The following is a 25,322-nucleotide window of genomic DNA, read 5'->3' on the forward strand; positions in this document are numbered from 1 at the left end:
GGTGATCCGGCATCGGGCAAGCGGTCGCGCCTGCATTCCTGCCCTTCAGCGTGCCCGGGCGGGCAGGGCAGGTTTCGGTGTCGCGGCGGCCTCCCGCAGCATGGCGGCAAAGCTGCGCTTCGCCTTGTGGCGCAGCAGCAGGGATTCGACATAGTCCTGGTGCAGGGCTGTCTCGCCACGGGCGGCGCGCAGCCTCGCCATGCGCGCAATGAGGCGGCAGGCCTCGGTGTAGCCGGGCTTGCTGGTGAGCCCGATCTGCTGCTCGACCAGCCGGGCATAGACTGCCAGCGCGTCCTCCGGCGCTTCCGTCTCGCTCGCCATGGCCAGATGCAGCCATGTGGCCGCGGCGCAGCCATGCTGCCGCGCCGCGGCCCAGGCCGCCGGCAGGCGGTGCTCCCGCAACAGGATCTCGACCAGCAGCCCGGCCATATCGCCGCGCAGCAGCGCAGCCTGACCTTTCCTCGCGGCAAGCCGGGCCTCGACCAGGGCAATGGCCCGGTCGGCGAGTGCGCGGCGCGCCGCGGCACCGGCCTTCCGCGCCTTGGCCATCGCCTCATAGAGCCGCATTGAGGGGCGCCGCTCGAAGCCCGGCCACAGCACCGCCTCGGCCTCCGCCAGGCGACCGGCGGCCCGGTGCCGGTCGGCGAGGAACAGCAGCAGCGGTTCGCCCGAGATGTCGTCGAACAGCCAGGCGGCCTCTTCCGCCCGGCGCAGCGCTTCCGCCTCGCGGCCCTGGGCCAGGCAGAACTCGGCCAGCCGCAGGTGGTCGTGCGCATGGACAAGCCCGGCCTCGCGCAGGGCGATGCGGCGGTCGATATCGCCGTCACGCTCGGCGAAGCAGTCCAGGATGGGGAACAGCCGATAGCGGGCGAGGCCCTCCTCCTGCTCGGTCGCCAGCCCGCCGCGGCGCTGCCGGGTCTTCGGCAAGCTGTCCCCGGCGGTCTCGGCCAGGCGGCGATACTCGGCCAGGCCGGCTATGCCGAGCAGATGGCCATAACGGTCGCTCGCGCCCTGGAAGGTGCCGAACTCCTCCGTGGTTTCCAGCCGGAAGAGGGCATTGGCCAGGACTACCGGGTCGGGCCGCGCGGCGTTGCAGGCGGCCAGATGGAGGGCGGCGGCACGCTCCAGGATCTCGCTGCCGCCACCATCGGAATCGTCCACATTCTCGATCGCGGTGGAAAAGCGGGCGAAGAACTCCTGAAGCAGGTCCAGGACCAGGGATGCCTGGCCGGCGCCGATCAGGGGCTCGACCTGATCGAACACATCGAGCACGCCCTGGGTCCAGCCGCCGGCCTCGGCATAATCCACGAACCGGCCGGTGCGCAGCGCGCGCTTCAGGGCCGCCCGGCAGCGGGCGCCCAATTCCGCCGGATTGCCGGCCGCCGCGGCCGCTGCCAGGTCCAGCCGATCGAGCAGAACCGGGTCGCGCTCGGCCAGGTCCAGGATCAGCCCGACCAGCCGGTCGATGCCCTGGCTGCGGAGATGCGCGCGGATGGTGCCGATGCGGTCCGGGACGACTTCGCCCGACGCGGCCATGGCATTGGCGGCCAGGGCGGTGGCGACGAGATGCTTGCAGAAGCCATGATCGGTGAAGGCGGGGCAGGAGCATTCGCCGCTGATCCGGCTGCCGCGGCCGCGGAGGTCGACGCGATAGATCTCCGTGCCGGCCACCCGGGCCCGCACGCGCTGCCCATCGTCCGAGATCAGTTCGACCTGGCCGGACCTGTAGTAGCTCTCACCGCGCGCGTAGACAGCCTCGCCGGCAAGGTCGCGCAGCATTGCCGGATCGAAGCGCGGCGCCGCGCGCCGCCTCTGTTTGTCCAACACCCGATTTCGCCCGATGCATCAGGAAGGGCAGCCCCGACGATGGGCTGCCGCCGGGGTGGCGGCAAGATCCCGGACCTGCGTGAAGCACCCCATGCGCTGATGGAGGTGCCTTCGGGCGGCGCCCCAATGGCAACGAGCGCGGCTCAGGGCGAGCCGCGCGGATCAACGGGCTGGCGCGCAGGCTGCCGGCTGCCGCGGCGGCCTATAGCCTGCGCTCCCGGGACGCCTTCCCGCCGTCCGGGCAGCGCGATCCAGGCCTGGCGGCTAGGCCGCGGCCCGCTGGTCCTCGGCAGCCGCCTCGCTCATGACGCTGCGGAGCCCGGCCAGGTATCCTTTCCCCGCCGCGGTCTGCTGAACCAGCACGCTGCGGCGGTCCATCGGGTCCACCTTGCGGCGCGCCAGATCCAACTCGCCCAGCCGGTCCAGGGCACGGGTGATGGCCGGCTTGGAGACGTTGAGTTGCGCTGCCAGCCCGCGCACCGTATGCGGCCCGTCCGTCAGATAGACGGTGAGGAAAACCGCGAGTTGGCGGGCGGAAAGGTCCCGGGTGTCCTGCCTGACCATTTCCGCCACCGTGCGGCGCAGCAGTTGCGTCAGCGCCTCACTGGCCGGTGCAGCATGTTCCATTGCAGATGTCATCTTCGCCGCTCCCTCTCGCCATCAGCAGAATATGTTATCCACCGCGAAGTGTAGATCGCATACGATACGATGTCGTGTGGTAACGTAAGGTTGTGGAAAAGTCTACAGCACTCTCATCGGTTGTGATGGTGCTAAAGATGAAGTGACAGGATGCCGGAGGGCCGGCGCAAATGCGCCGCTGGCATGCGGTTCGGCTGAACCCGGCGGCGCCGCGGCGGGATTGCCGGAACCTCAATCCCCCGCGAGGGAAGCCGAAGGGCCCGATGCCGAGGCTCCGAAGAAGGGGAGGAGGCAACAGCGATTCGCGGGCCAGCAATGCCGTGTCCTGCCTCTCCCGCCAGGGGCCGCCGAGGCGGGAGGCTCGCGCGGGGTGCCGCATCGCTACCGCGCCAGCGCCTCGATGATCTGCATCCGCAGCCAGGCCTCGGCCGGGTCATGGTCGAGCACCGCACGCCAGGCCATCCTCACGACTGATTCCGGGCATAGGAAGGGCGGCGGGTCGGCGACCAGCCCTGCCTCGGCGATCGCGCCGAGCACCGCGTCCGCCAGGGCATCGGAAACCGTGCAGAGCAGGTCCGTGCCCAGCAGCACCCGGCGCAGCAGGCCGAAATCCGGCAGGCCGAGCACGATGCGCCGGCTGCGGCCCAGCCGCTCCAGCGCCGCATCGGCGAAGCCGGTGAGGTCGCCGCGCGCCGTCACCAGGACATGCGGCCGGGCGCAATAGGCGTCGAGGTCGATCGGGCCGGGTGTGGCGGCGTCCCGCAGCACGCGGAAGCCGCCGCGGCGCAGCACGCGCTGCTTGGCGGTGGCCGGCAGGCCATCGCCCATGAAGCCGACGGCGGTGCCGATCTCCCCCGTCTCCAGCATGCCCGGGATGGTGCGGAAATTGGCGGCGCGGATCACCACCCGGCAATGCGGCGCGGCCTGGCGCAGCCGGGGCAGCAGCGGCATCGCGGCGATCGCCACATCGTCGCTCCAGCCGATCCGGAAGGTGCGGGAGTCGGTTGCCGGGTCGAAGGGTGTCGCACCGGCCACGGCCCCGGCCACGACCTGCAATGCGGGTCCCAGCTCCGCCATCAGCGCCTCGGCGCGCGGCGTCGCCTCCAGCGCATTGCCGTTGCGGATGAACAACTCGTCGCGGAAGACCGCGCGCAGCCGCGCCAGGGCGGCGGAGGTGGCGGGCTGGGACAGGAACAGCGCCTGCCCGGCGCGGGTCACGCTGCGCTCCCGCATCAGGGCGAGGAAGACGGGCAGCAGGTTCAGGTCGAGCCGGCGCAGGCTGGACTCGTCGGGGCGAAGGGGCATGTCGGCCGATCTGCGGATCAGGGGAGGCCAGGGTGCAGCCCTCCGCCGGCGCGGTCCAGCGCGCCATCCATCGCATGGATGCCCGCAGATGTCCGGTTTCGCCGGGCCGGCAACTCGACCCGCCTATATTGGCCTGCCTATCTTGGCTGCACCCTGGGGTCGCCGCCGGGCGTGCCGGGCGGCGGGATCACCGGCGTGGTATTCGGCACCGGCACCGGCACGGGCGCCTGGATGCCGGGGTCCACGCCCGGCGGCGGGCGGACGACGCCCCGCGGAATGCCGGTCCGCTCGTCGACAGCGCCGCTGCCTGCCGGACCGCCGCTTCGCGGTGGCCGGGGCGTGGGCTCGACCCGCTCCGGCGGTGCAGGGGGAAGCGGTGGCTGCTCCTGCCGCGGCGGAACCGGCGCTGGCTGGGCAAAGGCGGCCCCGGCAAGCCCACCCAATACCAAGAACGCAGCGAGGGGCAGGATGGCGAGAGCCGCCCCGCCCATCATCCGATCGCTGGTTCGGCGCAGGTGACGGCCGGATCCGGGGCCCATCATGGGGCGCCCCCTTCCTTCCGGTCCGCGGCACATGGAGGCGACCCCGTATTGGCGCCGTTGGCGTGTCCGTCAGATCCCGCCATAGGGCAGGCCGTAATGGACGTAGACATCGCGCCCGTAATCGGGATTGCCCCAGGGCGTCTCGTCCCGGGCGTAGCTCGGGGCCCGCTCCAACTGCTCGCGGCTCACATCCACCACATAGCCGCCCAGGCCGGTGTCGTAGGTGAGCATGCCCCAGGGGGAGCGGGTGGTAGCGCTCGCCGATGCCGAGGAAGCCGCCGAAGCTCATCGCCGCATAGGCGACCTGCCCGGTGAACTTGTCGATCATGACATTATAGACCGAGCCGAGGTGATGGCCCTGCCGGTCGTAGACCGCGGTGCCCTCGACCTTGTCGGAGGCGATCAGCCGCTCCGTCTCATTGACCGCCACGCCGCCATTGCCGCCGCCCGTGCTGGTCGTTGCCGTCGTGCCTGACATGGCTGCCTCCCGAAGAAGCCTTGCATCCCGCAAAAACGGGAGAGGGCTGAGGGGAGTTCCGGTGGCACGGCGGCGGCCCGGCACGGATGATGGAGGCCCTCGCTGCAGGACCCTCAGCGCAGCGGGGATGGCCCGCAACCGCCCGCCGTGCCGCCCCCGTATCAGCGGAAGGGCGGCTCGTCGAAGCTGCGCAGCTTGCGCGAATGCAGGGAGCCGAGCTGCCCCCGCAGGAGGTCGAGGGTGGCGAGGCCAATCGCCAGGTGCTCGCCCACCGCCCTCTGGTAGAAGGCGCTGGCGGCGCCGGGGAGCTTGATCTCGCCATGCAGCGGCTTGTCGGAGACGCAGAGAAGGGTGCCATAGGGCACGCGCAGCCTGTAGCCCTGGGCCGCCAGCGTTCCGCTCTCCATGTCCACCGCGACCGCGCGCGCGAGGTTGATGCGCCGCCGCTCCTGCGACCAGCGCAATTCCCAGTTCCGGTCGTCATAGGTCACCACCGTGCCCGTGCGGAGGCGGCGCTTCAGCGCTTCGCCGTGGTCCCCCGTCACGCGTGCCGCAGCCTCCTGCAGGGCCTGCTGCACTTCCGCCAGCGCCGGGATCGGCACCTCGGGCGGCACCAGGTCGTCCAGGATGCGGTCGCGGCGCAGGTAGCCATGGGCGAGGACGTAGTCGCCGATCTGCTGGGATTGCCGGAGGCCGCCGCAATGCCCGACCATGAGCCAGCAATGCGGCCGCAGCACCGCGAGGTGGTCGGTGATGGTCTTCGCGTTGGAAGGGCCCACGCCGATGCTGATCAGCGTGATGCCCTGCGCCTCGGGGCGAAGCAGGTGGTAAGCAGGCATCTGGAAGCGGTTCCAGGGGGGCGGCCGCGATCGCCGCCGCGGCTGCGGCCGGATCGTCGCCGCGCCGGACGCAACCGCCGCCCGGCAGCATCAGGCGGTCATAGGGGCCTTCCGGCCTGGCCAATTCGGACAGCGCCCACTGGACGAATTGATCGACATAGCGGTGATAGTTAGTCAATAGGATCCAGGGCTGGATGGCCTGCCAGCCGGTGCCGGTGTAGTGCACCAGCCGGCGCAGGGAATAGTCGACGCGCACCGCATCAAAAAGCGCGAGCGGCCGCGGCTGCCCCGGCGCGAATTCCCACAGGCCATCCGCCACCTCGTCACCGACCGCGGACAGCAGCGGCGCAGGGAAATGGCGCGCGAGGTCGGCCGCCGAGACGGTGCCGCGGGAAAGCTCATCGCCCACGCCTTCCATGGCATAGGGATAGGGCACCTCCTGCTCGCTGACCCTTACCTGGATGCTGGCGCCGAAATCCTCCACCAGCGGCCGAAGCTGCTCCAGCAGGTAGCGGCGGAAGAAGCCGGGCTGCGTGACCGTGGTGGCATGGATGCCGGGCGTCTGGAACTTGGCCCAGGCGCGCCGCGGCATGGCCCGGGTGCCACCGCCATGCCAGGTGACCCGGAGTTCCGGGTAGCGGAAACGGGCGCGCTCCGCGGCGCTGGGCGGATCGCCGCCGCCGAGAAACCGCTCGAGCGCCTCGCGCAGCGCGCCGAAACCCGCCGCGTGCAATTCCACAAGCCGGTCGACGGCCTCCTCAGGCGTCAGGGAATGGCCGGGTGGCTCCGAGAGGGTGGCCGGCACGCGATTCTCCAGGGCTGCTAACGTGGTTCCGGATTCGGCGCGGGCGGCTGCCGGGGCGCGTCCAGGGTTGCCAGCGCCTGGGCGAGATCGGCGATCAGGTCATCCGCATGCTCGATGCCGACGCTCAGCCGGATCAGGCCCTCCGTGACGCCGATGCGCGCCCGCACGGCAGCGGGAATGCCGGAATGGGTGGTCGAGGCAGGGTGGCAGGCCAGGGACTCCGTGCCGCCGAGGCTGACCGCCAGCTTGAAGACACGCAAGCCATTCAGCACGCGGAAGGCCTCCGCCTGGCCGCCGCGAAGCTCGATGCTGAAGGTGGACCCGGGACCGCTGCACTGGGCATCATAGACCCGGCGGGCGGCGCCATCGCCGGCATGGCGGCCGAGCGCGTGGACCGCGGCGATGCGGGGGTGGTCGGCCAGGAAACCGGCCACCGCCTCGGCATTGCGGGCCGCCGCGTGCATCCTGAGCGAGAGCGTCTCCAGTGAGCGGCCGAGCATCCAGCAGGAATGCGGGTCGAGCTGCGTGCCGATGGCGCCGCGCAGCAGCCGGATCGGCCGCAGCCGCCCGCGGCTCCCGACCGCGGCGCCCGCGACCAGGTCGCTATGGCCGCCGACATATTTGGTGAGTGAATAGACGACGACATCGACGCCATGCGCGAGCGGCTGCTGGAAGACCGGACCCAGCAGGGTGTTGTCGCAGACGATCACGGGGCGGTGCCCCTGGGCGGCCTCGATCCGGTCCGCGGCGGCGTGGATCAGGGCGAGATCAACCAGGGTATTGAGCGGGTTGGAGGGGGTTTCGAGCATGAGCACGCTGACCCGGCCGCGTTCCATCGCGCGCCGCGCGGCGTCCTGGATAGCTTCGGCGCTGGTGCCGTCGACGAAGCCTTCGGCGGCGATGCCGTATTCCGCGAAGCTGCGGGCGAGCAGCGTCTCGGTGCCGCCATAGAGCGGCTGGCTGTGCAAGACGACATCGCCCGGCCGCGCGAAGGCCAGCACGGTGGTGGCGATCGCCGCCATGCCGGAGCCGAATACCAGCGCGGCCTCGCCGCCCTCATGGATTGCCAGCCGGTCCTCGACGATCTCGCTGTTGGGGTGGTTGAAGCGCGAATAGACGAGGCCGGCCCCGCCCTCCGGCGCCTCCCTGCGCCCGGCAACCACGTCGAAATAGTCGCGCCCCTCCTCGGCGGACCGGAAGACGAAGGTCGAGGTCAGGAAGACCGGCGGCTTGACCGAGCCCTCGGACAGGGCCGGGTCGTAGCCATAGCCGAGCATCAGGGTCTCGGGCCGGAGGCGGTGGTTGCCGATATGGGTGTTGTGGCTGCGGTCCTTGGCCATCGCGGAGGGTCCCTGGCGCCGACGCATGCCCAGAACGCAGCCGGTATCCATCCGGTGCCTCCTTTCCGCTCTGCTGCGGGGAGGCCGAAGAAGTGCTTTCGGTGCAGGGCAGCCATTCTCAACCATAGATAGCAATAAGCCCGCAGCACGCGCGATACGGGGGAAGGCGACGCTGCGGCGGGCCGGGGATGGTGGGACATGGTTGCCGATATGCTGGTTGGCCTCTGCGGGGCCTGGGGACTCGCGGGGTCCTTGGCGTGGTCCTTCGCGCGGACGCGGCGGGCCATGCTCGCGGTCCAGATCTCGACCGCGCCGGGCTTCATCCTGCACTGGGCCCTCCAGGACCACTGGACGGCGGCGGGCATGACCGTGCTGACCATGCTGCTCGCCTTCGTCTCGGCGGCGCTCGATGGTCCGCCGGACGGCCGGGGCGTCCGCCTCGCCCGCGCCCTCTACTTGGTCGCGCTGCTGCCGGTGGCGGCGCTGGCGGCCTGGTCCTGGGAGGGCTGGCACTCGTTCTTCGCGGCGCTCGGGACGGCGATCGCCTGCTGCGGTCGCTGGCAGACCGACAAGGCCCGGTTCCGCGCCCTGATCCTCGCCTGCTCCGTGCCCTGGTTCGTGCACAACCTGGCCGTCGGCTCGGTCCCGGCGATGGCGTCCGACCTGTTTCTGATGGGTCGTGGGGCCTGGCTCGCCCTGCGCCGCGCCCCCGTTGCGCCAATGGCCGCATCCGCCGCCTGACCGGAATACCGGCCCGGGCTTCAAGGGGTGCGGACGTGCCTCCAGGGAGGGCTCAGCGCGAGAATCCGCGCATGGGCCGGGCAGTCCTCGGCATGCGCACCCGGAAGGTAGCCGAGGCTCATCAGGAAGGAGCCCACGATCTCGCCGCCGGTGAATTTGAAGGTCTTTCGGAACAGCTTCACCCATTCCTCCCTGGAGCGGGGGTGGTGGGCGTCGAGCCAACCGGCGAAGCCGCCATGGCTGTTCCGGAGCCCCTGCACGCGCTGCGCATTCCCGATGACGGCATCGAGTTTCAGCCGGTTGCGGATGATGCGGGCATCGGTGAGCAGGCGGCTGCGGTCATCGGCATCCATGGCCGCCACAGCGTCAACCTCGAAGGCGCGGAATGCCTCCCGCAGCCCGGGGCGACGCCGCAGCACCAGTTCCCAGGACAGGCCGGCCTGGAAGATCTCCAGGCAAAGGCGCTCGAACAGGACGGTCTCGTCCCGCTGCGGAAATCCATACTCCTCGTCGTGGTAGGGACCATGGAGGTCATGCCCCAGGGCCAGGCGGCAATAGCTGCTCATGCGCCCTCCTCTCGCTGCATCGGGCCCGGGCATTGCCGGAGACTTGAGGCCAAAGAGCCCGGTGCCGCAACGTGCAAATCGCCATGGCTCCGGCCGACTTGGCGGCTGGCCTGCAAGCCACCATCTGCCCGCTCAGGGCCGACCGGCCGCAATCGCCGTCCGAAGCAGAGGAGGTTCCGGCATGAGAGCGCTCGTGATCGACAAGCCGGAGGGTGGGCAGGCGGCAGCGGCGGCGTTCCGGGATTTCCCCGAAGCGGAACTGCCCGAGGGCGATGTGCTGGTGCGCGTCAGCCACTCGACGGTGAACTACAAGGATGGCCTCGCGGTGACCGGGCGGGCGCCGGTGGTGCGGCGCTTCCCGATGATCCCGGGTATCGACCTCGTGGGGACCGTCGAGGAGTCGTCGCATCCGGGTGTCATGCCGGGCCAGCGGGTGGTGGTGAATGGCTGGGGCCTGGGCGAGACGCATCCCGGCGGCTATGCGGAGCGGGCGCGCCTGCGCGGCGAGTGGCTGGTGCCGCTGCCGGAGGGCATGGCCCCCGCCGAGGCGGCCGCGATCGGCACGGCGGGCTACACCGCCATGCTGTGCCTGATGGCGCTGGAGCGCTACGGACTCACCCCCGAGCGCGGCCCGGTCCTGGTCACCGGCGCCGCAGGCGGCGTCGGCTCGGTCGCAATTGCGCTGCTTTCGCGCGCGGGCTGGCATGTCGCCGCCTCGACCGGACGGCCGGAGGAGGCCGACTACCTGCGGGGCCTCGGCGCGGCCGAGGTGGTGCCGCGCGACCGGTTCTCGGGTGGGCCTGCCAGGCCGCTGGGCAGGGAGAATTGGGCTGCGGCGGTGGATACGGTGGGCTCCCGTACCCTCGCCGCGGTGCTTTCCGAGATACGCTATGGTGGCGCGGTCGCGGCCTGCGGCCTGGCGCAGGGGATGGACCTGCCCGGCTCGGTCGCGCCCTTCATCCTGCGGGGTGTCGGTCTGCTGGGGGTGGATTCCGTCATGGCCCCGCGGGCGCGCAGGCTGGAAGCATGGTCGCGGCTCGCGCGGGAATTGGACCGGACGAAGCTGGCCGCGATGACGAGCACGGTCCCCCTGGATGAGGTGCCGCGCATCGCCGAGGAGATCCTGGCCGGGAAGATCCGCGGCAGGGTGGTCGTCGAGCTGGGCTGACCGATCCCGCCAAGGCGCCTGAAGCTTGCCTGCCCCTGGCCGCGGCGGCCGCGCGGCCACTGCGTCACATGCGCCGAAACCGCGAGCCGACGCCCGCCCCGCCGTGCTGCACCGAGCCGGTATAGTCGCGGTTGGGCGCGGCCAGCGTCGCAAGGTCATCCTGCCCGGCCAGGTTGACGCTCATCGGCCCAACCTGCCGCGCAGGGACGGTCAGACGCGATAGGCCTGCCGCGCGAGCAGCTTCCAGTCACCGCCCTGCTTCTGCCAGACCTGCAGCACCCCGATCCTCACGGGCGTGACCTGGCCGGCCTGGTTGGCGGTCTCGCCGGTGAAGAGGTGCCGCACGATGGCATCATTGCCGGCGATGGAGATCGTCTGGTCGCTCAGGTTGATCGACCGGAAGGCGTTGCGCCGTGACAGCAGATTCTCGACGAACTGCGCCTTGTTCTCGATCCGCCCCGCCGAGTGGCCGTAGCTCAACTGGTCGGCGGTCAGCGCCTCCAGCTTTGCGCGATCGACCTCGAGCATGGCCTTGGTCAGCGCCTCGACCGCCTGGGCGACGGCCCGGTCGTCGCCGGATTGGGCCTGCGCAGGCCGTCCCGCAACGACGGTGACGCCGAGGAGCGCCGCCGCCCCGGTGAACGCAATGTGTCGCCGTTGTATGCCCATGGCTTCCTCCCGCCGCGAAACCGGTTCTGGTTGGCGCCAAGGCTACGCCCGCCGATCTGTCCGGTCCACCGGATATCCCTGCTGCCCTGGCAAGCCTGCGGCCGGGCCTCGCCGCCGGGCTGGAGCCGCACCGCCCGCAGGCGCGGCGCGTTGCCGATGCCGAGCTCAATGCCATCGCCAGCGCCGCCACCACCGGCCTGAGCATGATCCCGAGGAAGGGACAGAGCACGCCCGCGGCAATCGGCACGCCGGCCGCGTTGTAGACGAAGGCGAAGAACAGGGACTGCCTGATGTTGCGCATCACCGCGCGTGAGAGGCGCTCCGTGCGCGCGATTCCCGCCAGGTTGCCCTTCACCAGTGTGACCCCGGCGCTCTGCATCGCCACATCCGCTCCCGTTTCCAGGACGATGCCGACATCCGCTTCGACCTCCGGCCGAGCCGCCCCGCGGCGGCATGCCGGGCATGGGCGGCCAGGGGATACACGGCGGCGCCCAGGGCGGCATGTCCGGGATGATGAGCGGCGACATGGGCCAGGTCATGTAGATGATGCAGATGATGCGCCGGCGAATGGCGGCCCAGGGAATGACGGGTGGTCCCACCGCCATGCAGCACTTTCGGCGCAACTCGACCCGGCGAGAGCCATGGCGGCTGCGGCGCAACCACTCTACATGGGACTGTCGGAGAAGCAGAAGCGTACCGCCGATGAACTCCTGGCGGAGCATCTGCACGAAATGTGGAGGCTCGGGCTGTGAGCGATACCGGCGCAACTCGGAACGCGGTAACCAGGCGGGGAGCGTTGCTCCTCGCCCTGGCAGCACCTGGGGCGGTGACAGCGCAAGCCGCCCCGGCGCTTCGGGTGGAGGTCTGGCAGGATCCCAATTGCGGCTGCTGCGAGGGCTGGGCCCGGCACATGCGGGCCGCGGGGTTCGAGGTGGCGGTCCATCAGGTCGCGGATGTCAGGCGGGTCAAGGTTGCCAGGGGCATCGCCGAGGCGCTGTGGTCCTGCCATACGGCGGTCGTGGAGGGCTACACCGTCGAGGGGCACGTCCCCGCCGCCGATGTGCGGCGCCTGCTGGCCGAGCGGCCGCGGGCACAGGGCCTGGCCGCCCCGGGCATGCCCGCCTCGGCTCCGGGCATGGACATTCCCGGCACGCGGTACACGGTTGTCCTCTTCGGCACGCCGGACGGCGACCGCACCTGGGCGCGGCACTGAGCGCCCCGACGAACAGGGCCGGGGGACACCGGATCGAACGGCTTGCTTCGTCCCGGTGAAGGGGTGGGGTGGCCACCCCGGCCAGGGCTCGAGCATGATCCGCACCGGTATGCCCGGCGGAAGCGCCGGCGCGGGCCCGGCCCCTGGCGTGGCGGCCTGACGCCACGGCGGGACCCGGCGGCATTCGAGAAGGATTCCCGAAGTGACCCAGCTTCCCCCCTCCCGCATCCCGGTCATCGTCGGCATCGGCGAGGTGAAGGACCGTCCGGCCGCGCCCGACCAGGGCCTGGAGCCTTTGGCGCTGATGGCCGAGGCGCTCCGCCGTGCCGAGGCCGATGCGGGGGCGAAGCTCCTGGCGCGGCTGGACGCGCTCGATGTGGTGCATGAGGTGTCCTGGCCCTATGCCGACCTGCCCGCGCTGCTCTGCGAAGCGCTGGGGTTGGCGCCGCGGCACCGCGATTACGGCCCGATCGGCGGCGAGACGCCGGTACGCTTCCTGCATGAGGCTGCCCGGCGCATCGCCGAGGGCCAGTCCGCCATCGCCGCGGTCTGCGGCGGGGAGGCGCAATACACGGTCAACGCGGCGCAGAAGGCGGGCATCGCCCTGCCCTGGACGCCCAGGGACCCGGACGCGAAGCCGCGCAACCGCGACTACCTCGCCGAATTGGCGCGGCGGCATGGCATCGACCAGCCGGTCAAGGTCTATCCGCTCTACGAGAACGCCACGCAGGCGGCCTGGGGCCAGGTGCCGGAACAGGGCCAGGCGGAATCGGCGCGGCTCTGGTCCGCCTATGCCGAGGTCGCTTCCCGCAACCCGAATTCCTGGCTGCAACGGCGCTTCACGCCGGAGGAGATCGCCACCCCAGGCCCGGGCAACCGGATGATCGCCTGGCCCTACCCGAAGCTGATGACCGCCAATCCGCAGGTCAACCAGGGCGCCGCGGTGCTGCTGACCAGCCTGGAGGTGGCGCGCGCCGCCGGCATCCCGGAGCACCGCCTGGTGCATCCGCGCGGCGGCGGCGCCGCGAATGAGCCGAAGGACTACATGCAGCGCCCGCATTTCAACGGCGCCCCCGCCATGGACGTGGTGCTGGAGGCGGCGCTGGAGATGGTGGAGGGCGACGCGCGGCGCTTCGCCTGCCGCGAATTCTACAGTTGCTTCCCCTGCGTGCCGAAGATGGCGCGGCGCAAGCTGGGCCTGCCCGAGGACACCCCGCCCACGGTTGCCGGCGGCCTGACCTTCCATGGCGCGCCGCTCAACAACTACATGCTGCACGCCGCCTGCGCGATGGTCCGGGAGCTGCGCAGGGAGCCCGGCGCGCTCGGCCTGCTCTATGGCCAGGGCGGCTTCGTGACCAACCACCGCACGCTGGTGCTGGGCGCGGGCGGCGAGGCAGGGCAGGCGCTGGTCTCGCGCGACCTCCAGGCGGAGGCCGACCGCCGCCGTGGCCCGGCGCCGCGGCTTGCCGAGGACCGCAGCGGCGAAGCGACGGTCGAGACCCATACCGTGGTCTTCCGCAACGATGGCACGCCGGATTACGGCGCCGTGATCCTGCGCCTCCCGGATGGTGCCCGGACCATGGCGCGGGTGCCGCGGGAGGACGAGGCGACGCTTGCCGCGCTGATGTCGCCCCGGCGCTCCGCGGTCGGGCTGCGGGGGCGGCTCGCACCGGCCAGGCAGGGATTGCAGGAATGGGTGGCCTGACGCGTCATCCGCCGACCAGCAGCTCCTCCAGCGGCAAACGCCGCGGCGTCTCCCCGTCCCGCGCCCGCAGCGCGCCGGCGGCGGAGGCGAAGCGCATGGCCGCCGCCACCTCCTGTCGCTCGGCGATCGCCAGCGCATAGGCGCCGTGGAACACGTCGCCGGCCCCGGTGGTATTGGTGGCCTCCACCGGGAAGGCCGGCGTCTCCCGCGGGGTCGGGTCTTCCCGCGTCAGCCATAGCGTGCCGGCCTCGCCTCGTGTCACCGCCGCGACCCGCGCGCCCGAGGCCACGGCCCGGCGCAGCCCCTCCGCCGGCGCCACGCCGGGGGCGAAATTCTGCAAGCCCGGCGTCGAGAAGATCGCATGGTCCACCAGCGGCACGAGCTGGCGCAGAATGCGGGTTTCGCTCTTCTCGCCGTCCAGCACGCTGGGGATGCCGCGCTGCCGCGCCGCCAGCAGGGCCTGCTCGGCGCCCTCCAGCCAGCGCGGGTCGCAGAGCAGGGCGCTCGCCGCCGCCAGCGAATCCAGGGGCAGCCAGGTCGGGTCGAGGCCGAGGCCCTCGCCACGGTAGTTGAAGATGCTCCGCTCCCCCATCCGGTCCACCAGCACCGCGGAGACCGGGGTGCGGCCACCCGGGACGTGCCGCAGTTGCGACATGTCCACCCCTTCGGCGGCCAGCGCCTCGGCCAGGGGCCCGCCATTCATGTCGTCTCCCACCCGGCCCCAGAACAGCGCCCGGCCGCCGAGCCGCACCACCGCGATCGCCGCATTCGCCGCCATGCCGCCGGGGCCCAGGCGATAGGCCCGGGCGATGTTCTTGGAGGGAGGCTGCTCCACCTCCTGCACCGAGAAGGTGTGGTCGGCCACCAGGTTGCCGAGGCAGACCACGAGCGGAGGCAGGGCAGCGGGAGCATCTGTCATGCCGGGCCATGGGACAGCACCTGCCCGGCTTGTGCAACCAGCCAGCGGCCGTGGTCCGGGCCGCGACTCAGGGCATGCAGCACTTCTTGAATTTCTTGCCGCTGCCGCAGGGGCAGGGATCGTTGCGGCCGACACCGCGGAACGGGTTCACGACCGGTTGCGGCACTGTCCAGTCCTCCGTGGTTGCACTGCGGGTGCCGCGCCTGGCCTGGTCCCGCTTGAATTCATCCGAGAAACCGTACCAGCCCGACAATTCGGCGATTGCGTCCTCGATCGGTGAAATTCGCTGGGTTGCGAGGAAGGCAGCCGGATCGGTGCTGGCCTTGGCGGCGGCAAGATCCTTCAGGAAGTCCTCGAACCCCATGATGGTCGGGTCGATGAAGCGGTGCCCGAAGGCGTCCTCGACCAGCGGGCTGAGCCCGTCCAGGCCGAGCAGCGCCACCGCCCGCTGCCAGCCGAACCAGGCGAAGGAGGTTGCCTGCGGCCGCATCGAGCGATGCAGCCCTTGCAGATAGGCTGCCGTCGCCACCCGCGGCACCGCGCCGGTCGCGGTGAGCCAGGTCAGCGCGTCGAAGGCTGCGGCGCGGGCGAACTCGTCCGCCGCCTCCTGCTCGATCACCGCCTTGAGGCGGTCCAGCTCGCCGTCAAAGGTGCCGATCAGGATCTGTGCGAGACTCTCCGTCGTACCGTCACCCAGGGTCTGCTCCAGCGCCTCGGCATCCATGGCCAGCCGGCAGAGTGCCGGAAAGGCCCGTCCTTCGCGTGCCTGCGCCGCAAGGTGCAGGATGAAGAACACGGCGGCGGCCGCCTCCTCCGAACGGTCCCGGCCCTCGGCATAGGCATCGAGCAGGGCGAGCAACGGCGGCGCCGCCTCGTCCCAGTTCTGCAGGGCCTGGCGCATGGCCTCCCGGGGCAGGTCGTTGCCCGCCTGCGCGAGCACGCGAAGGATGTCGTCCATGCCTATGCGCCCTCCTCCACTCCCCCGCCCTGCCGCTGGCCGAAGCCGGTGGTGAGGGCCGCGGCGACGCGGCGCGCGAAGGCGGCCGGGTCGCGCGGGCTGTCGCCATCCTGGACGCAGGCGAGATCGAACAGGATGCCCGCGGCCTCGGCCATGTCGCCGCCCGCCTCGGCCTGGCCGGCAAGGCTGCGGATCAGCGGGTGGCGGGGGTTGATCTCCAGCACCGGCAATCCGGCACCGATGCGCCGGCCCGCCCGGCGCAGCAGCCGCTGCATGTGCAGGTCCGGCCCGCCCTCCGGCGCGGCGAGCACCACGGCGCTCTCCACCAGGCGGTCGGTGGCGCGCACATCGGAGACGACGCCTTCCAGGGCCGCCTTCAGCAGGGGCAGCAGGCGCGACAGGTCGGCTGCCTCCGCCGCCGCACCGGCCTCGGGCGCAAGCTTCGAGAGATCGACCGTGCCCTGGCTGATGCTGCGGAGCGGCTTGCCCTCGAAGCGGTCCAGGCGCTCCGGCCAGAAGGCGTCCACCTGGTCCGGGAGCAGCAGCACCTCCAGGCCGCGCGCCCGGAATCCCTCCAGTTGCGGCGATGCCGCCAGGACCTCCGGATCATCGCCGGCCAGGGTGAAGATCGCCTCCTGCTCCGGCTTCATCCGCGCGACGTAGTCGGGCAGGGAGGTCCAGCCCTCCACCGCGGAGGAGCGGAAGCGCAGCAGCGGCGCGAGGTCCTTGCGGTGCTCCGTATCCTCCCAGACGCCCTCCTTCAGGATCGGGCCGAAATTCTCCCAGAATTTGGCGTAGTCCTCGGCATCCCTGGTGCGGGCCTTCAATTCCGAGAGCACCCGCCCGGTCACGGCGCGGCGGATGCGCGCGAGCACCGGGGTCGATTGCAGCATCTCGCGCGAGACGTTCAGCGGCAGGTCCTCGGTATCCACGACGCCCTGCACGAAGCGGAGCCAGGGCGGCAGCAGCCCGGCCCTGTCGGTGATGAACATGCGGCGCACATGCAGGCGCAGATGGCTCTCGCGCTCGCCCTCGACCGCCTGGAAGGGCTTCATGCCGGGGATGAAGAGCAGCGCCGTGTAATCCAGCACGCCTTCCGCGCGCCAGTGCAGCGTGGCCCAGGGCTTGTCGAACAGGTGTCCGAGATGGCGGTAGAGTTCGGTGTAGCTCTCCTCGCTGATCTCGGATTTCGGCCGGCGCCAGAGCGCGGTGCCGGTATTGGCCGGCTCGTCCTCGCCGTCCCGGGCGATGGTGATGGGGACGGTGATGTGGTCCGCCCATTTGCGGACGATCGTCTGCAACCGGAGCGGCTCCAGGAATTCCTCCGCATCCGCCTTGATGTGCAGCACGACATCGGTGCCGGCTTCGCCGCGCTCGGCAGGTGCCAGGGTATAGGCGCCATCGCCTTCCGAAGCCCAGGCCCAGGCCGCCTCGCCGCCGGCCCGGCGCGAAATGACCTCCACCCGGTCGGCGACCATGAAGGCGGAGTAGAAGCCGACGCCGAACTGGCCGATGAGGTTGGGCCGGTCGGCCGGCTGCGCCTCGGCCAGTGACTGGGTGAAGGCGCGCGTGCCGGAACGGGCGATGGTGCCGAGGTTCTGCGCCAGATCCTCCTTGGTCATGCCGATGCCGGGGTCGGAGATGGTGAGCGTGCGGGCTGCCTTGTCCGGGACGATCCGCACCTTCGCGTCGGGCGGCAGCGTCGGGCCGGCCTGGGTCAGCGCCTCGAAGCGGCGCCGGTCGATGGCATCGGCCGCATTGGCCACCAGCTCCCGCAGGAAGATCTCGCGCTCGGAGTAGAGCGAATGGACAACGAGGTCCAACAGGCGCCCCACCTCGGCGCCGAACTCGTGCCGCTCCGCTGTCTCGCTCACCGCTGCCCTCCCGTTGCAACTGGCCACGCCGCCGCGCGATATGCGGCCCGCTGCAAGGCTTTTCAACCGAATCCGCGGGTGCGCCCGTTCAGATGGAAAGGCCGGGGATCACGAGGCCCTCAAGGGCGATGCGGGATTCGCCGTCCATCGCCACGGCCTTCCGCGTCGCCAGGTCGAAGGCCACGCCGACGGCCTCGGCCGCGGCAACGGCGGCGCCGCTCTCGCCATCGAAGAGCCAATGGGTCCAGGTCGTGGTCTTGCTCCCCACGGCCTTCATGCCGCTATGGACCGTCAGCAGGTCGCCGGCCCGGACCGGGCGGAGATAGGCCAGCCGGTATTCGAGCGCGGCGCTGCCGAGCTTCCCGGAAGCGCGGGCCTGACGCCGTGCGCCGCGGGCGGGCGAGTTGGGCACGCCGTCCCAGACGCGCGCGATGACGCCATCCGCGCGCATCAGCCCGTGCTCGTTGCATTCCTCAACCTGGACCGCGCCCTTCTGGATTTGCGTCAACCCGAGTTCCTTCGCGCGCGCCAGGCTCAGCGGGTCGCCAGGGGGGATCGAAGCGCAGGCCTCTGGGCGCGGCATGGTCCGGCACCGCCACTGCGAGCCTTGTCATGGCCTGGTCGATGCCCGAGGGCAGGGGTCGTGGCGCGCCGGTTCGCAGGTCGCCGAGCATGGCATCCGTCACGATGGTGGCGGCGACGGCTTCGGCCGAGGCGTTCCGGATCTCCTGATAGAATCGGAGGGTCTGCTCGCGCCGGCCGATGACCCCTCCCCATACCGTGAACGGCGTGCCCGCCGGCAATTCGCGGAGGAAACGGATATGCTGGTCCACAGGCACCAGGCCGGCGCCGTGGTCGCGCGCGTGGCGCGGGCCAAGGTCGAGTTCCAGCCCGAGCCAGGCGAGCGCTTCGAGGCTGCGCGACACGTAGTGCCGGACATTCATGTGCCCCATCACGTCGCACTCGCCGATCTGCACGCTGCCCATCCCGATCCCGATCAAAGCCCGCCCCCTTCATGTCCGCCCATGGCCCGCGGGAACAGACACCACGCCACCGCCATCATCGCAACAGACGGCTGGAAGGATGCGGGAGCGGCATCATCCGGAAGCATGATCCATCTTCGAGCCAGTCCTTTGCCACAACCGCTTGTGAAGGCGACGAAACGGAATAGAACTTGGAATAGAAAATCAGGGGCTGCATTTTTGCCGTGCCGTTCCCCCCCAACGGCGGCCTGCGCCGAATTCCGGCCAGGAACTCCGAGGAGCATCCCCCATGCCACTCGACACAGCCGGCTCCTTCGATCCCCGCCCGGCCCGTCCCTCCCAGGTGCCCTGCCTGGACCTTGCCGAGCGCCAGGCCGCGGCGAATTTCGGCCCCCAACTGAAGGCCGCCCTGGCGGAAATGCCGGAATCCGACCGTCCCCTGGTCGTATTGGCGCGGCTCTCCTCCACCCTTGCCGGCACCCGCTTCCGCCTGGCGGCCCAGGGGGAGTCGGAGGCCATCCCGCTCCCGGGCGAGATGGCGGTCGCCTGCCTGCCAAGCGGCCTGCCGCGCTCGACGGCGGAGCGCCGTGCGGTGACGGTCCGGCTCGCCTCGGCCGCCGCGGGGGCCTGGCGGCAGCGCTGCCAGATCCAGCGCCTCGGCCTGCTTGCCGCATAGCGAAGCCGTGCTGGCGGCTGGAGCCGCCTGTTGGCCGGGACCGCCATGCCGGGCACCGCCCTTCGGTTCAGCGCCCGGGCATGCCACCGCTACCCGGAACTCCATGGACAGCGCGGTGACCAACCGCGCCCCACAGGGGTTCCGGCCGGCGCGCCTGTGACCGGACAGCCTCACCTGGTCTCCCGGCCTTTCTTCGGCCTGACGACATAGCTGCGCACCCGGGCCCGCCTGCGCTCGGGCTCGGGCCGCATTGCCGACATCGCGAACCGGCCCAGCAGGCCGGCAGGGGTATTGTCATGGTGGTGCCGCGGGATATGGCCCAGCACCGCATCCTCGCCATAGGTGGCGAAGCCGATATCCTCGTCGTGGCCGGTGCCGCCGGTCTGGCCCGGCTCGCTCACCCAGCCCGCGCCGCGCCAGTCGGCCGCCCGCGCGTCGAGATCGGCGGCACCGTATTCCTCGAAGACATCCATGGCGCGGTCGGCCTGGGATTCCTTCACATGCGCCACGACAACCGCGCTGTTGCGGCGGATACCCTCCCGGAAGATCGAGCGATCCTCGGCCGGCAGGGCTGACCTGTCGAGTGCGTCCAGTGCATGCTGCGGCTCCCGTCCGCTGTCATCCCCGCCGGCGCCGTGGATCTCGATGCCGGCGGGATCGACGCGGAATTCCTGGATCAAATGCTCGACCGTCCGCTCCGCATCGCCACGGTTGTCGAAAAGACCAAGGATGATACGGGTCATGCCTGGAACTCCCTGCCTGTGCATCCGGCCCAGAGATGGGGCGGGAAGGCAGGAGCGCCATGCCCCCCGCATGACGGTTTGAGACAACAGGCTCCTGCCGGCACCGATGCCACCGACGCGGTGCTGCCGACGAGCCGCGAGGCCGGGGGCATGGCGGCTGCCCGGGACCATCGCCGGCCAGCCGGTTCCCGCCGTAGGCAGCAGCCTGCGGCGGCGGCGCATCCCGCAGGCGCGCCGGACCCCGCGGGTTCCCCGCCTGATGCATGCGGAATGCGCTGGGTGCCGAGCGGCGCTTGCTTGACCATCTCGATCTCCGCCCGCAACCTCGGCGAAATATCGAGAGGAAAAACCATGCTCACCCGCCGGATGCTGGGCGCGGCCGCCTTGGCCACGCCAACCCTGCTCCATGCCCGGCCCGGCCGGGCCCAGGCGGCCTGGCCCGCGGACCGGCCGATCGAGGTGATCGTCCCCTATCCGCCCGGCGGCGGCGTGGACATCATGGCGCGCATCGTCCTGCCCTTCGTCGCCGAGCATCTGCCGGGCGCGCGCTTCGTCGTGACCAACCGCGCCGGCGCAGGTGGGCAGGTCGGCTTCGAGGCGTTGTTCAACGCCGCGCCGGATGGTCATACCCTGGGCGCGCTGGCGGTGCCCGCCATCAGCACCTTCCCGCTGGAGCGCCAAGTCCGCTACCGGCCGCTCGACTTCAGCTTCCTCGGGAATGTCGTCGACGACCCGAACACCATCTATGTCGCCGCCAATTCGCCGCTCCGCAGCCTGCAGGACCTGGTGCAGGCGGCCAAGGCCCGGCCGGGGCAGATGAATTACGGCACCACGGGGGTCGGCTCGGACGACCACCTGCTGATGCTGGGGCTGGAAGGCTTGGCCGGGTTGCAGCCGATGACCCATGTGCCCTTCGCGGGCGCGGCGCCGCTGCTGGCGCAGGTGCTGGGCGGGCATATCGAACTCGGCGTCGGCAACATGGCGGAGATCCTGGCCGCGATGCGGGAGGGCAGGGTCCGCGCGCTCGGCCAGGCCGGGCCGCGGCGCTGGGATGCGGCGCCGGAGGTGCCCACCTTCCGCGAGCAGGGCTTCGACCTGATCGGCGGCTCGGCCCGCGGCATCGCCGGACCGCCCGGCCTGCCGGCGCCGATCCGCACCAAGCTTGAACAGGCCTTTACCGCGGCACTGGCCGATCCCGGCTTCCTGCGGGAGGCGCAGCGGGTATCGCTGCCGCTGCGGCCCCTGGTCGGCGCGGCCTATCGCGACATGGCGGCGGAGGTGGAGACCTCGGTGCGCGCGCTCTGGCAGCGCCGGCCCTGGAGTGGCTAGGGCAAGCGGCGCTGATGGAAAAGGAGCGGGAGAGATGAAGATCAAGCGCATCGAACACGTGGCCATCGCCGTGAAGGACCTGGACGCCGCGCGCGATACCTTCGCCAAGCTCGGCATCGCCTGCGACTACGAGGAGACGATGGCGGAGAACGGCATCCGCCTGGCCATGCTGCCGGTCGGCGAATCCGCGCTGGAATTGCTGGAGCCGCAGCGCGAGGGCACCCGCACCGCCGAATGGATCCGGGAGAAGGGCGACAGCCTCTACCACATCTGCCTTGAGGTGGAGGATATCGACGCCGCGCTGGTGGAGTTGCGCGGCAAGGGTGTGGCGTTGCTGGACGAGGTGCCGCGCACCGGCCATGGCGGGCACCGCATCGCCTTCCTCAACCCCGCCAGCACGGCTGGCATCCTGGTGGAACTGGTGGAGATGACGGGCCACCCCTGAAGGGCAGGCGCCGGCCCGCGCCCGGTCAGCGCGCTGGCGATGCTTCCCGCGGCCTGATGCTCCGGCTGTCGAGGTAGCGTTCCAGCCTGGCCGGGCTTGCCTCCGGGTCGGCCAATCCGACATAGCCGTCGGGCCGCACCAGATACACGGCGCCTTGCGTCAGGCCCGCCCGGCCCGCCGCGGCGGACCAGGGGAAGATCCGGAGGGCCAAACCCCGCCGCTGGCAGAGATCGGCGATCCCCGGCGCCGCCTCGCCATAGATGTGGACCTGCCAGTCCAGCGATTCGAGCGGCGTGAAATTGTCGGCCTGCTCCGTCGCGGCCGTCTCGGGTGCGGCCCAGGGCAGGCGGTCGCCGCCCCGGACGCGCCTGGCGCGGCCCTCGCTCAGGCGGCTGCTCCGGTACTCCACCGCCGTCTGGGAGACGGTGCGGAACATGAAGCGCCGGGCGACCGCCGACCGGAACAATGCCGGAAGCAGGCGCGGCACGACCCGGAGCCGGAGGAACCGGGCGAGGCGGCCGGGGCTGGTCACTGCCGTGAAGGCCCGGTCGGTCGTCGCCACCAGGCGTTGTGCGAAGGCGACCCGCTCCGGCTCGTAGGTATCGAGCAGCGCCGGCGCGGCGCGCCCCTGCAGCACGGCGGCCAGCTTCCAGGCGAGGTTGACGGCGTCGCCGAGCCCCGTGTTCATGCCCTGCCCGCCGACGGGGCTGTGGATATGCGCCGCATCGCCGAGCAGGAAGGCGCGGCCCTGCCGGAAACGGCCGGCGACGCGGTGATGCACATGGTAGGTGGAGAACCAGTTCACCCGCTCAACGTGAACATTCAGGCGCTCGAGCAGGTTCTTGCTGACATCCTTCCAGGCAAGCGCCTCATGCCGGTCCCCGGACGCCTCGGCCGTGCCGATGAGGCGCGCGCGCCCCGCCCCCCGCAGCGGGAAGGCCGCGAGGAAGTCGTTGTCGTCGAGGGCGAGATTCAGCTCGCCATTCATCACGGGACCGCTGGCCTGGGTATCGGCGACATAGAAGAGATGCGCATAGGTGCCGCCCGGGAAGCCGGTGCCCAGGGCATCGCGCACCTCGGAGCGGGCGCCGTCGCATCCGGCGAGATACTCCGCTTCGCAGACCTCCTCGGCCCCGCCCGGCCCGCGCAGCCGCGCCCGCACGGAATCGCCGGCATCCTCGAATCCGAGGAATTCGACCGGGCGCTCGACCGCGACGCCCAGTTCCGCGAGACGGTCGATCAGCAACCGCTCATGCTCGTCCTGCGGGAAGATCACCATATAGGGGAACGGGCTGATGCCCTTGCCGATGGCGCCGAAACCGACGCGCGCCACCCTTCGGCCACGCACCCAGAGATTGGCGGCGGTGAATTCGAGGCCCCGGCCGACTACCGCTTCCGCCAGGCCGAGCTGCCTGTAGAATTCAAGCGTCCGCGCATGCACCACCAGCGCCCGCGAGGTGGTTCCGGGTTCCGCCGCCTTGTCGATGATGCGGAGCCTGACGCCAAGCCGGGTCAGCCAGAGGGCCAGGAGCAGGCCCGTGGGGCCGGCCCCGACGACGAGAACCTGGGTGCTGGACATGGGCGGCCCTCTCCTGCGGCAGGCCGATGCTACAGAATCCAGGGGCCGGTGCGTGGCCCGCCCGGCATCGCCCGGTCAGCCCGGTTTTGCCATCTCCGCATGGACCCCGGCCAGGATCTCGAAGGATTGCCGGCGGGCGCCATGGTCGAAGATCTGCGCCGTGACCATCAGCTCATCCGCGCGGGTGCGCGCGGCGAAATCCTGGAGCCCGCGCCGCACCGTCTCCGGCGCGCCGACGATGGAGCAGGAGAGCGCATTGTCCAGCATCGCCCGCGCATAGGGGTCGAGCCGCGACTCCAGGTCGTCCACGGGCGGCGGCAGCTTGCCGGGGCGGCCGCTGCGCAGGTTCAGGAAGGCCTGCTGCAAGGATGAGAAGAGGCGCCGCGCCGCCGCATCCGTCTCCGCCGCGAAGATATTGACGCCCAGCATGACATAGGGCGCCGCCAGCCGCTCCGAGGGCCGGAACCGCGCGCGGTAGGTCGCCACGGCATCCGCCATCTGCGCCGGCGCGAAATGCGAGGCGAAGGCATAGGGCAGGCCGAGCATGGCGGCGAGCTGGGCGCCGAAGGTGCTCGACCCCAGGATCCAGACAGGCACATCGAGGCCGGCGCCCGGCACCGCCTGCACCGCCTGGTCCAGTGCGGCGGGGCGGAAATAGCCCAGCAGCTCCACCACATCCTGCGGGAAGCTGTCGGCATCGGCGGCCAGGTTCCGCCGCATGGCGCGCGCGGTGATCTGGTCGGAGCCCGGCGCCCGGCCGAGGCCGAGGTCGATACGCCCCGGATGCAGCGCCGCCAGGGTGCCGATTGCTCGGCGATGAGCAGCGGCGCGTGGTTCGGCAGCATGACGCCGCCGGCGCCGACCCGGATGCTGCGCGTGCCGGCGGCGACATGGGCCAGCGCGACGGCGGTGGCGGCGCTGGCGATGCCGGGCATGTTGTGGTGCTCGGCCATCCAGTAGCGCTGGTAGCCCAGCGCCTCGGCATGTTGCGCCAGATCGAGCGCATTGCGCAGCGCCTGGCCGGCATCGCTGCCTTCCGGCACGGGGGCGAGATCGAGGATCGAGAGCGGGATCATGCCCGCCATATGGGCACGGCCTGCCCGCCCGGAAGCCCGGCCGGCGCTCCGGCGACTTGTATCCTGCCAGCCGGGCGGCTTAGCGGGCGCAGGCGAGCAGCGGCTGGATCTGCGCCACCCGCCGTTCGATGAGCGCGGCCCGCTGCCGCAGATGCGGCCCGGGCGCATCGGCGGACCAGCCAAGCGGGTTCGGCAGCACGGCGGCGAGCCGGGCCGCCTCGTGGCGGGAGAGGTCCGCGGCGGGCTTGCCGAAGAAGGCCCGCGCCGCGGCCTCGGCGCCATAGAGGCCGGGGCCGAATCGACGATGTTCAGATAGACCTCCAGGACCCGGCGCTTCGGCCAGAGCAGGGCGATCTGCGGCGTGAGCCAGGCTTCGAGCAGCTTGCGGGCCGGATCGCGGCCGGGCCAGAGCAGCAGGTTCTTCGCCGTCTGCATGGTGATGGTGCTGGCCCCGCGCGGCCTTTCGCCGTCCCACCAGGCCGCGACCTGGCCGCGCAGGGCCTCGAAGTCGAAGCCCAGGGCCTGGCGGCAGAACAGGTTGTCCTCCGCCGCGATCACCGCCTCGGCGAGCGCCGGCGCGATGCGCTCATAGGCCACCCAGTCCTGCCGCAGCGGCTGGCCCTCGATCAGGCGGATCACCATCAGCGGCGTCACGGGCGGGGGCAGGACGCGGAAGGCCAGGATCAGGGCCAGGGGAGCGCCGACCAGCAGCAGGAGGACAAGCCTGACCACGCCGCGGAGCCGCCCCCGTCCCCGGCGGCCCGGCTGTTCCTGCCCGGGGAACGCCACCGGCGCCGGGTCAGTCCAGGCCACCGCACGGTCGCGCAACGGGCGATCGGCAGGGGCAGGCATCCGGAAGGGCGGCGGCGGACATGCGCAACCTCTGTCGGCAGGAGGAAGCCG

22 protein-coding genes and 4 pseudogenes are annotated in these 25,322 nt (G+C 71.3%); 7 read left to right on the plus strand and 19 right to left on the minus strand.

Going from position 1 to position 25,322, the window contains the following annotated elements; all coding sequences use genetic code 11:
* Positions 1–45: 45 nt before the first annotated feature.
* The 8 genes and pseudogenes from KSF81_RS11260 to KSF81_RS11285 form a co-directional block, all read right to left on the minus strand.
* Complete coding sequence (locus KSF81_RS11260) at positions 46–1,824, minus strand: SWIM zinc finger domain-containing protein (protein WP_217379054.1); 1,779 nt, start codon at positions 1,822–1,824, stop codon at positions 46–48.
* 267 nt (positions 1,825–2,091) lie between these two features.
* The gene (locus KSF81_RS11265) at positions 2,092–2,466 is read right to left on the minus strand and encodes a MarR family transcriptional regulator (RefSeq protein ID WP_254453468.1); all 375 of its coding nucleotides are present in this window, start codon (positions 2,464–2,466) and stop codon (positions 2,092–2,094) included.
* 381 nt (positions 2,467–2,847) lie between these two features.
* Positions 2,848–3,771 carry a LysR family transcriptional regulator gene (locus tag KSF81_RS11270; protein ID WP_217379055.1) on the minus strand — a complete coding sequence of 308 codons (924 nt, stop codon included), beginning with the start codon at positions 3,769–3,771 and terminating at the stop codon, positions 2,848–2,850.
* Between the two features lie 611 nt (positions 3,772–4,382).
* Positions 4,383–4,544: a hypothetical protein gene (locus KSF81_RS29515; protein ID WP_254454292.1), complete on the minus strand. Its 162-nt coding sequence runs from the start codon at positions 4,542–4,544 to the stop codon at positions 4,383–4,385.
* Between the two features lie 64 nt (positions 4,545–4,608).
* Positions 4,609–4,791, minus strand: a pseudogene (locus tag KSF81_RS29520) (PRC-barrel domain-containing protein); the annotation flags it as partial.
* A 161-nt stretch (positions 4,792–4,952) separates the two neighbouring features.
* Positions 4,953–5,630: an AMP nucleosidase gene (locus KSF81_RS32055; protein ID WP_375293323.1), complete on the minus strand. Its 678-nt coding sequence runs from the start codon at positions 5,628–5,630 to the stop codon at positions 4,953–4,955.
* A gap of 343 nt (positions 5,631–5,973) precedes the next feature.
* Positions 5,974–6,435, minus strand: a pseudogene (locus KSF81_RS32060) (AMP nucleosidase); the annotation flags it as partial.
* A gap of 17 nt (positions 6,436–6,452) precedes the next feature.
* Positions 6,453–7,775 carry a cystathionine gamma-synthase family protein gene (locus tag KSF81_RS11285; protein WP_217379056.1) on the minus strand — a complete coding sequence of 441 codons (1,323 nt, stop codon included), beginning with the start codon at positions 7,773–7,775 and terminating at the stop codon, positions 6,453–6,455.
* 210 nt (positions 7,776–7,985) lie between these two features.
* On the opposite strand from KSF81_RS11285, the gene KSF81_RS11290 reads away from it, so the two are divergent.
* Positions 7,986–8,516, plus strand: a complete 531-nt coding sequence (locus tag KSF81_RS11290) for a YgjV family protein (RefSeq protein WP_254453997.1) — start codon at positions 7,986–7,988, stop codon at positions 8,514–8,516.
* Between the two features lie 20 nt (positions 8,517–8,536).
* Here KSF81_RS11290 and KSF81_RS11295 read toward each other — a convergent pair whose 3' ends face one another.
* Positions 8,537–9,082, minus strand: a complete 546-nt coding sequence (locus KSF81_RS11295) for a DNA-3-methyladenine glycosylase I (RefSeq protein WP_217379058.1) — start codon at positions 9,080–9,082, stop codon at positions 8,537–8,539.
* A 181-nt stretch (positions 9,083–9,263) separates the two neighbouring features.
* Here KSF81_RS11295 and KSF81_RS11300 point away from each other — a divergent pair, with 181 nt between their 5' ends.
* Positions 9,264–10,250: an MDR family oxidoreductase gene (locus KSF81_RS11300; protein ID WP_217379059.1), complete on the plus strand. Its 987-nt coding sequence runs from the start codon at positions 9,264–9,266 to the stop codon at positions 10,248–10,250.
* A gap of 210 nt (positions 10,251–10,460) precedes the next feature.
* On the opposite strand, the gene KSF81_RS11305 is transcribed toward KSF81_RS11300, so the two are convergent.
* Positions 10,461–10,919, minus strand: a complete 459-nt coding sequence (locus KSF81_RS11305; RefSeq protein ID WP_217379060.1) for a nuclear transport factor 2 family protein — start codon at positions 10,917–10,919, stop codon at positions 10,461–10,463.
* Positions 10,920–11,745: 826 nt separating this feature from the next.
* On the opposite strand from KSF81_RS11305, the gene KSF81_RS11310 reads away from it, so the two are divergent.
* Both KSF81_RS11310 and KSF81_RS11315 read left to right on the plus strand, forming a co-directional pair.
* On the plus strand, positions 11,746–12,132 hold the full coding sequence (locus KSF81_RS11310) for a DUF411 domain-containing protein (RefSeq protein WP_309139542.1): 387 nt from the start codon (positions 11,746–11,748) through the stop codon (positions 12,130–12,132).
* A gap of 202 nt (positions 12,133–12,334) precedes the next feature.
* Positions 12,335–13,837: an acetyl-CoA acetyltransferase gene (locus tag KSF81_RS11315; RefSeq protein ID WP_217379061.1), complete on the plus strand. Its 1,503-nt coding sequence runs from the start codon at positions 12,335–12,337 to the stop codon at positions 13,835–13,837.
* Positions 13,838–13,841: 4 nt separating this feature from the next.
* Here the strand turns inward: KSF81_RS11315 and KSF81_RS11320 are convergent, their stop codons facing one another.
* From KSF81_RS11320 to KSF81_RS11340, 5 genes are all read right to left on the minus strand, one after another.
* On the minus strand, positions 13,842–14,756 hold the full coding sequence (locus tag KSF81_RS11320) for a PfkB family carbohydrate kinase (protein ID WP_217379062.1): 915 nt from the start codon (positions 14,754–14,756) through the stop codon (positions 13,842–13,844).
* A 67-nt stretch (positions 14,757–14,823) separates the two neighbouring features.
* Positions 14,824–15,714 carry a DUF1186 domain-containing protein gene (locus tag KSF81_RS11325; protein ID WP_217379063.1) on the minus strand — a complete coding sequence of 297 codons (891 nt, stop codon included), beginning with the start codon at positions 15,712–15,714 and terminating at the stop codon, positions 14,824–14,826.
* A gap of 2 nt (positions 15,715–15,716) precedes the next feature.
* Positions 15,717–17,588, minus strand: coding sequence for a molecular chaperone HtpG (gene htpG / locus KSF81_RS11330; protein ID WP_217379064.1), 1,872 nt, complete (start codon positions 17,586–17,588; stop codon positions 15,717–15,719).
* 88 nt (positions 17,589–17,676) lie between these two features.
* Positions 17,677–18,096, minus strand: coding sequence for a thioesterase family protein (locus tag KSF81_RS11335; RefSeq protein ID WP_217379065.1), 420 nt, complete (start codon positions 18,094–18,096; stop codon positions 17,677–17,679).
* Positions 18,062–18,574, minus strand: a complete 513-nt coding sequence (locus tag KSF81_RS11340; RefSeq protein WP_217379066.1) for a thioesterase family protein — start codon at positions 18,572–18,574, stop codon at positions 18,062–18,064. Before KSF81_RS11340 ends, KSF81_RS11335 begins: the two co-directional genes overlap by 35 nt.
* Before the next feature lie 286 nt (positions 18,575–18,860).
* On the opposite strand from KSF81_RS11340, the gene KSF81_RS11345 reads away from it, so the two are divergent.
* A complete protein-coding gene (locus tag KSF81_RS11345) occupies positions 18,861–19,247 on the plus strand; it encodes a hypothetical protein (protein ID WP_217379067.1) in 387 nt (128 codons plus the stop codon).
* 170 nt (positions 19,248–19,417) lie between these two features.
* Here KSF81_RS11345 and KSF81_RS11350 read toward each other — a convergent pair whose 3' ends face one another.
* A complete protein-coding gene (locus KSF81_RS11350; RefSeq protein ID WP_217379068.1) occupies positions 19,418–19,990 on the minus strand; it encodes a hypothetical protein in 573 nt (190 codons plus the stop codon).
* 351 nt (positions 19,991–20,341) lie between these two features.
* On the opposite strand from KSF81_RS11350, the gene KSF81_RS11355 reads away from it, so the two are divergent.
* Together KSF81_RS11355 and mce are read left to right on the plus strand one after the other, a co-directional pair.
* The gene (locus KSF81_RS11355; protein WP_217379069.1) at positions 20,342–21,319 is read left to right on the plus strand and encodes a tripartite tricarboxylate transporter substrate binding protein; all 978 of its coding nucleotides are present in this window, start codon (positions 20,342–20,344) and stop codon (positions 21,317–21,319) included.
* Positions 21,320–21,353: 34 nt separating this feature from the next.
* Complete coding sequence (mce, locus tag KSF81_RS11360; protein ID WP_217379070.1) at positions 21,354–21,764, plus strand: methylmalonyl-CoA epimerase; 411 nt, start codon at positions 21,354–21,356, stop codon at positions 21,762–21,764.
* A 25-nt stretch (positions 21,765–21,789) separates the two neighbouring features.
* On the opposite strand, the gene KSF81_RS11365 is transcribed toward mce, so the two are convergent.
* The 3 genes and pseudogenes from KSF81_RS11365 to mtgA form a co-directional block, all read right to left on the minus strand.
* Positions 21,790–23,343, minus strand: coding sequence for an FAD-dependent monooxygenase (locus KSF81_RS11365; protein ID WP_217379071.1), 1,554 nt, complete (start codon positions 23,341–23,343; stop codon positions 21,790–21,792).
* 75 nt (positions 23,344–23,418) lie between these two features.
* A pseudogene (locus KSF81_RS11370) lies at positions 23,419–24,419 on the minus strand (LLM class flavin-dependent oxidoreductase).
* A gap of 79 nt (positions 24,420–24,498) precedes the next feature.
* Positions 24,499–25,271 (minus strand): annotated as a pseudogene (gene mtgA, locus KSF81_RS32065) (monofunctional biosynthetic peptidoglycan transglycosylase).
* Positions 25,272–25,322: the final 51 nt, after the last annotated feature.

The organism is Siccirubricoccus sp. G192 (genome assembly GCF_019084075.1).
Lineage (GTDB): Bacteria > Pseudomonadota > Alphaproteobacteria > Acetobacterales > Acetobacteraceae > G192.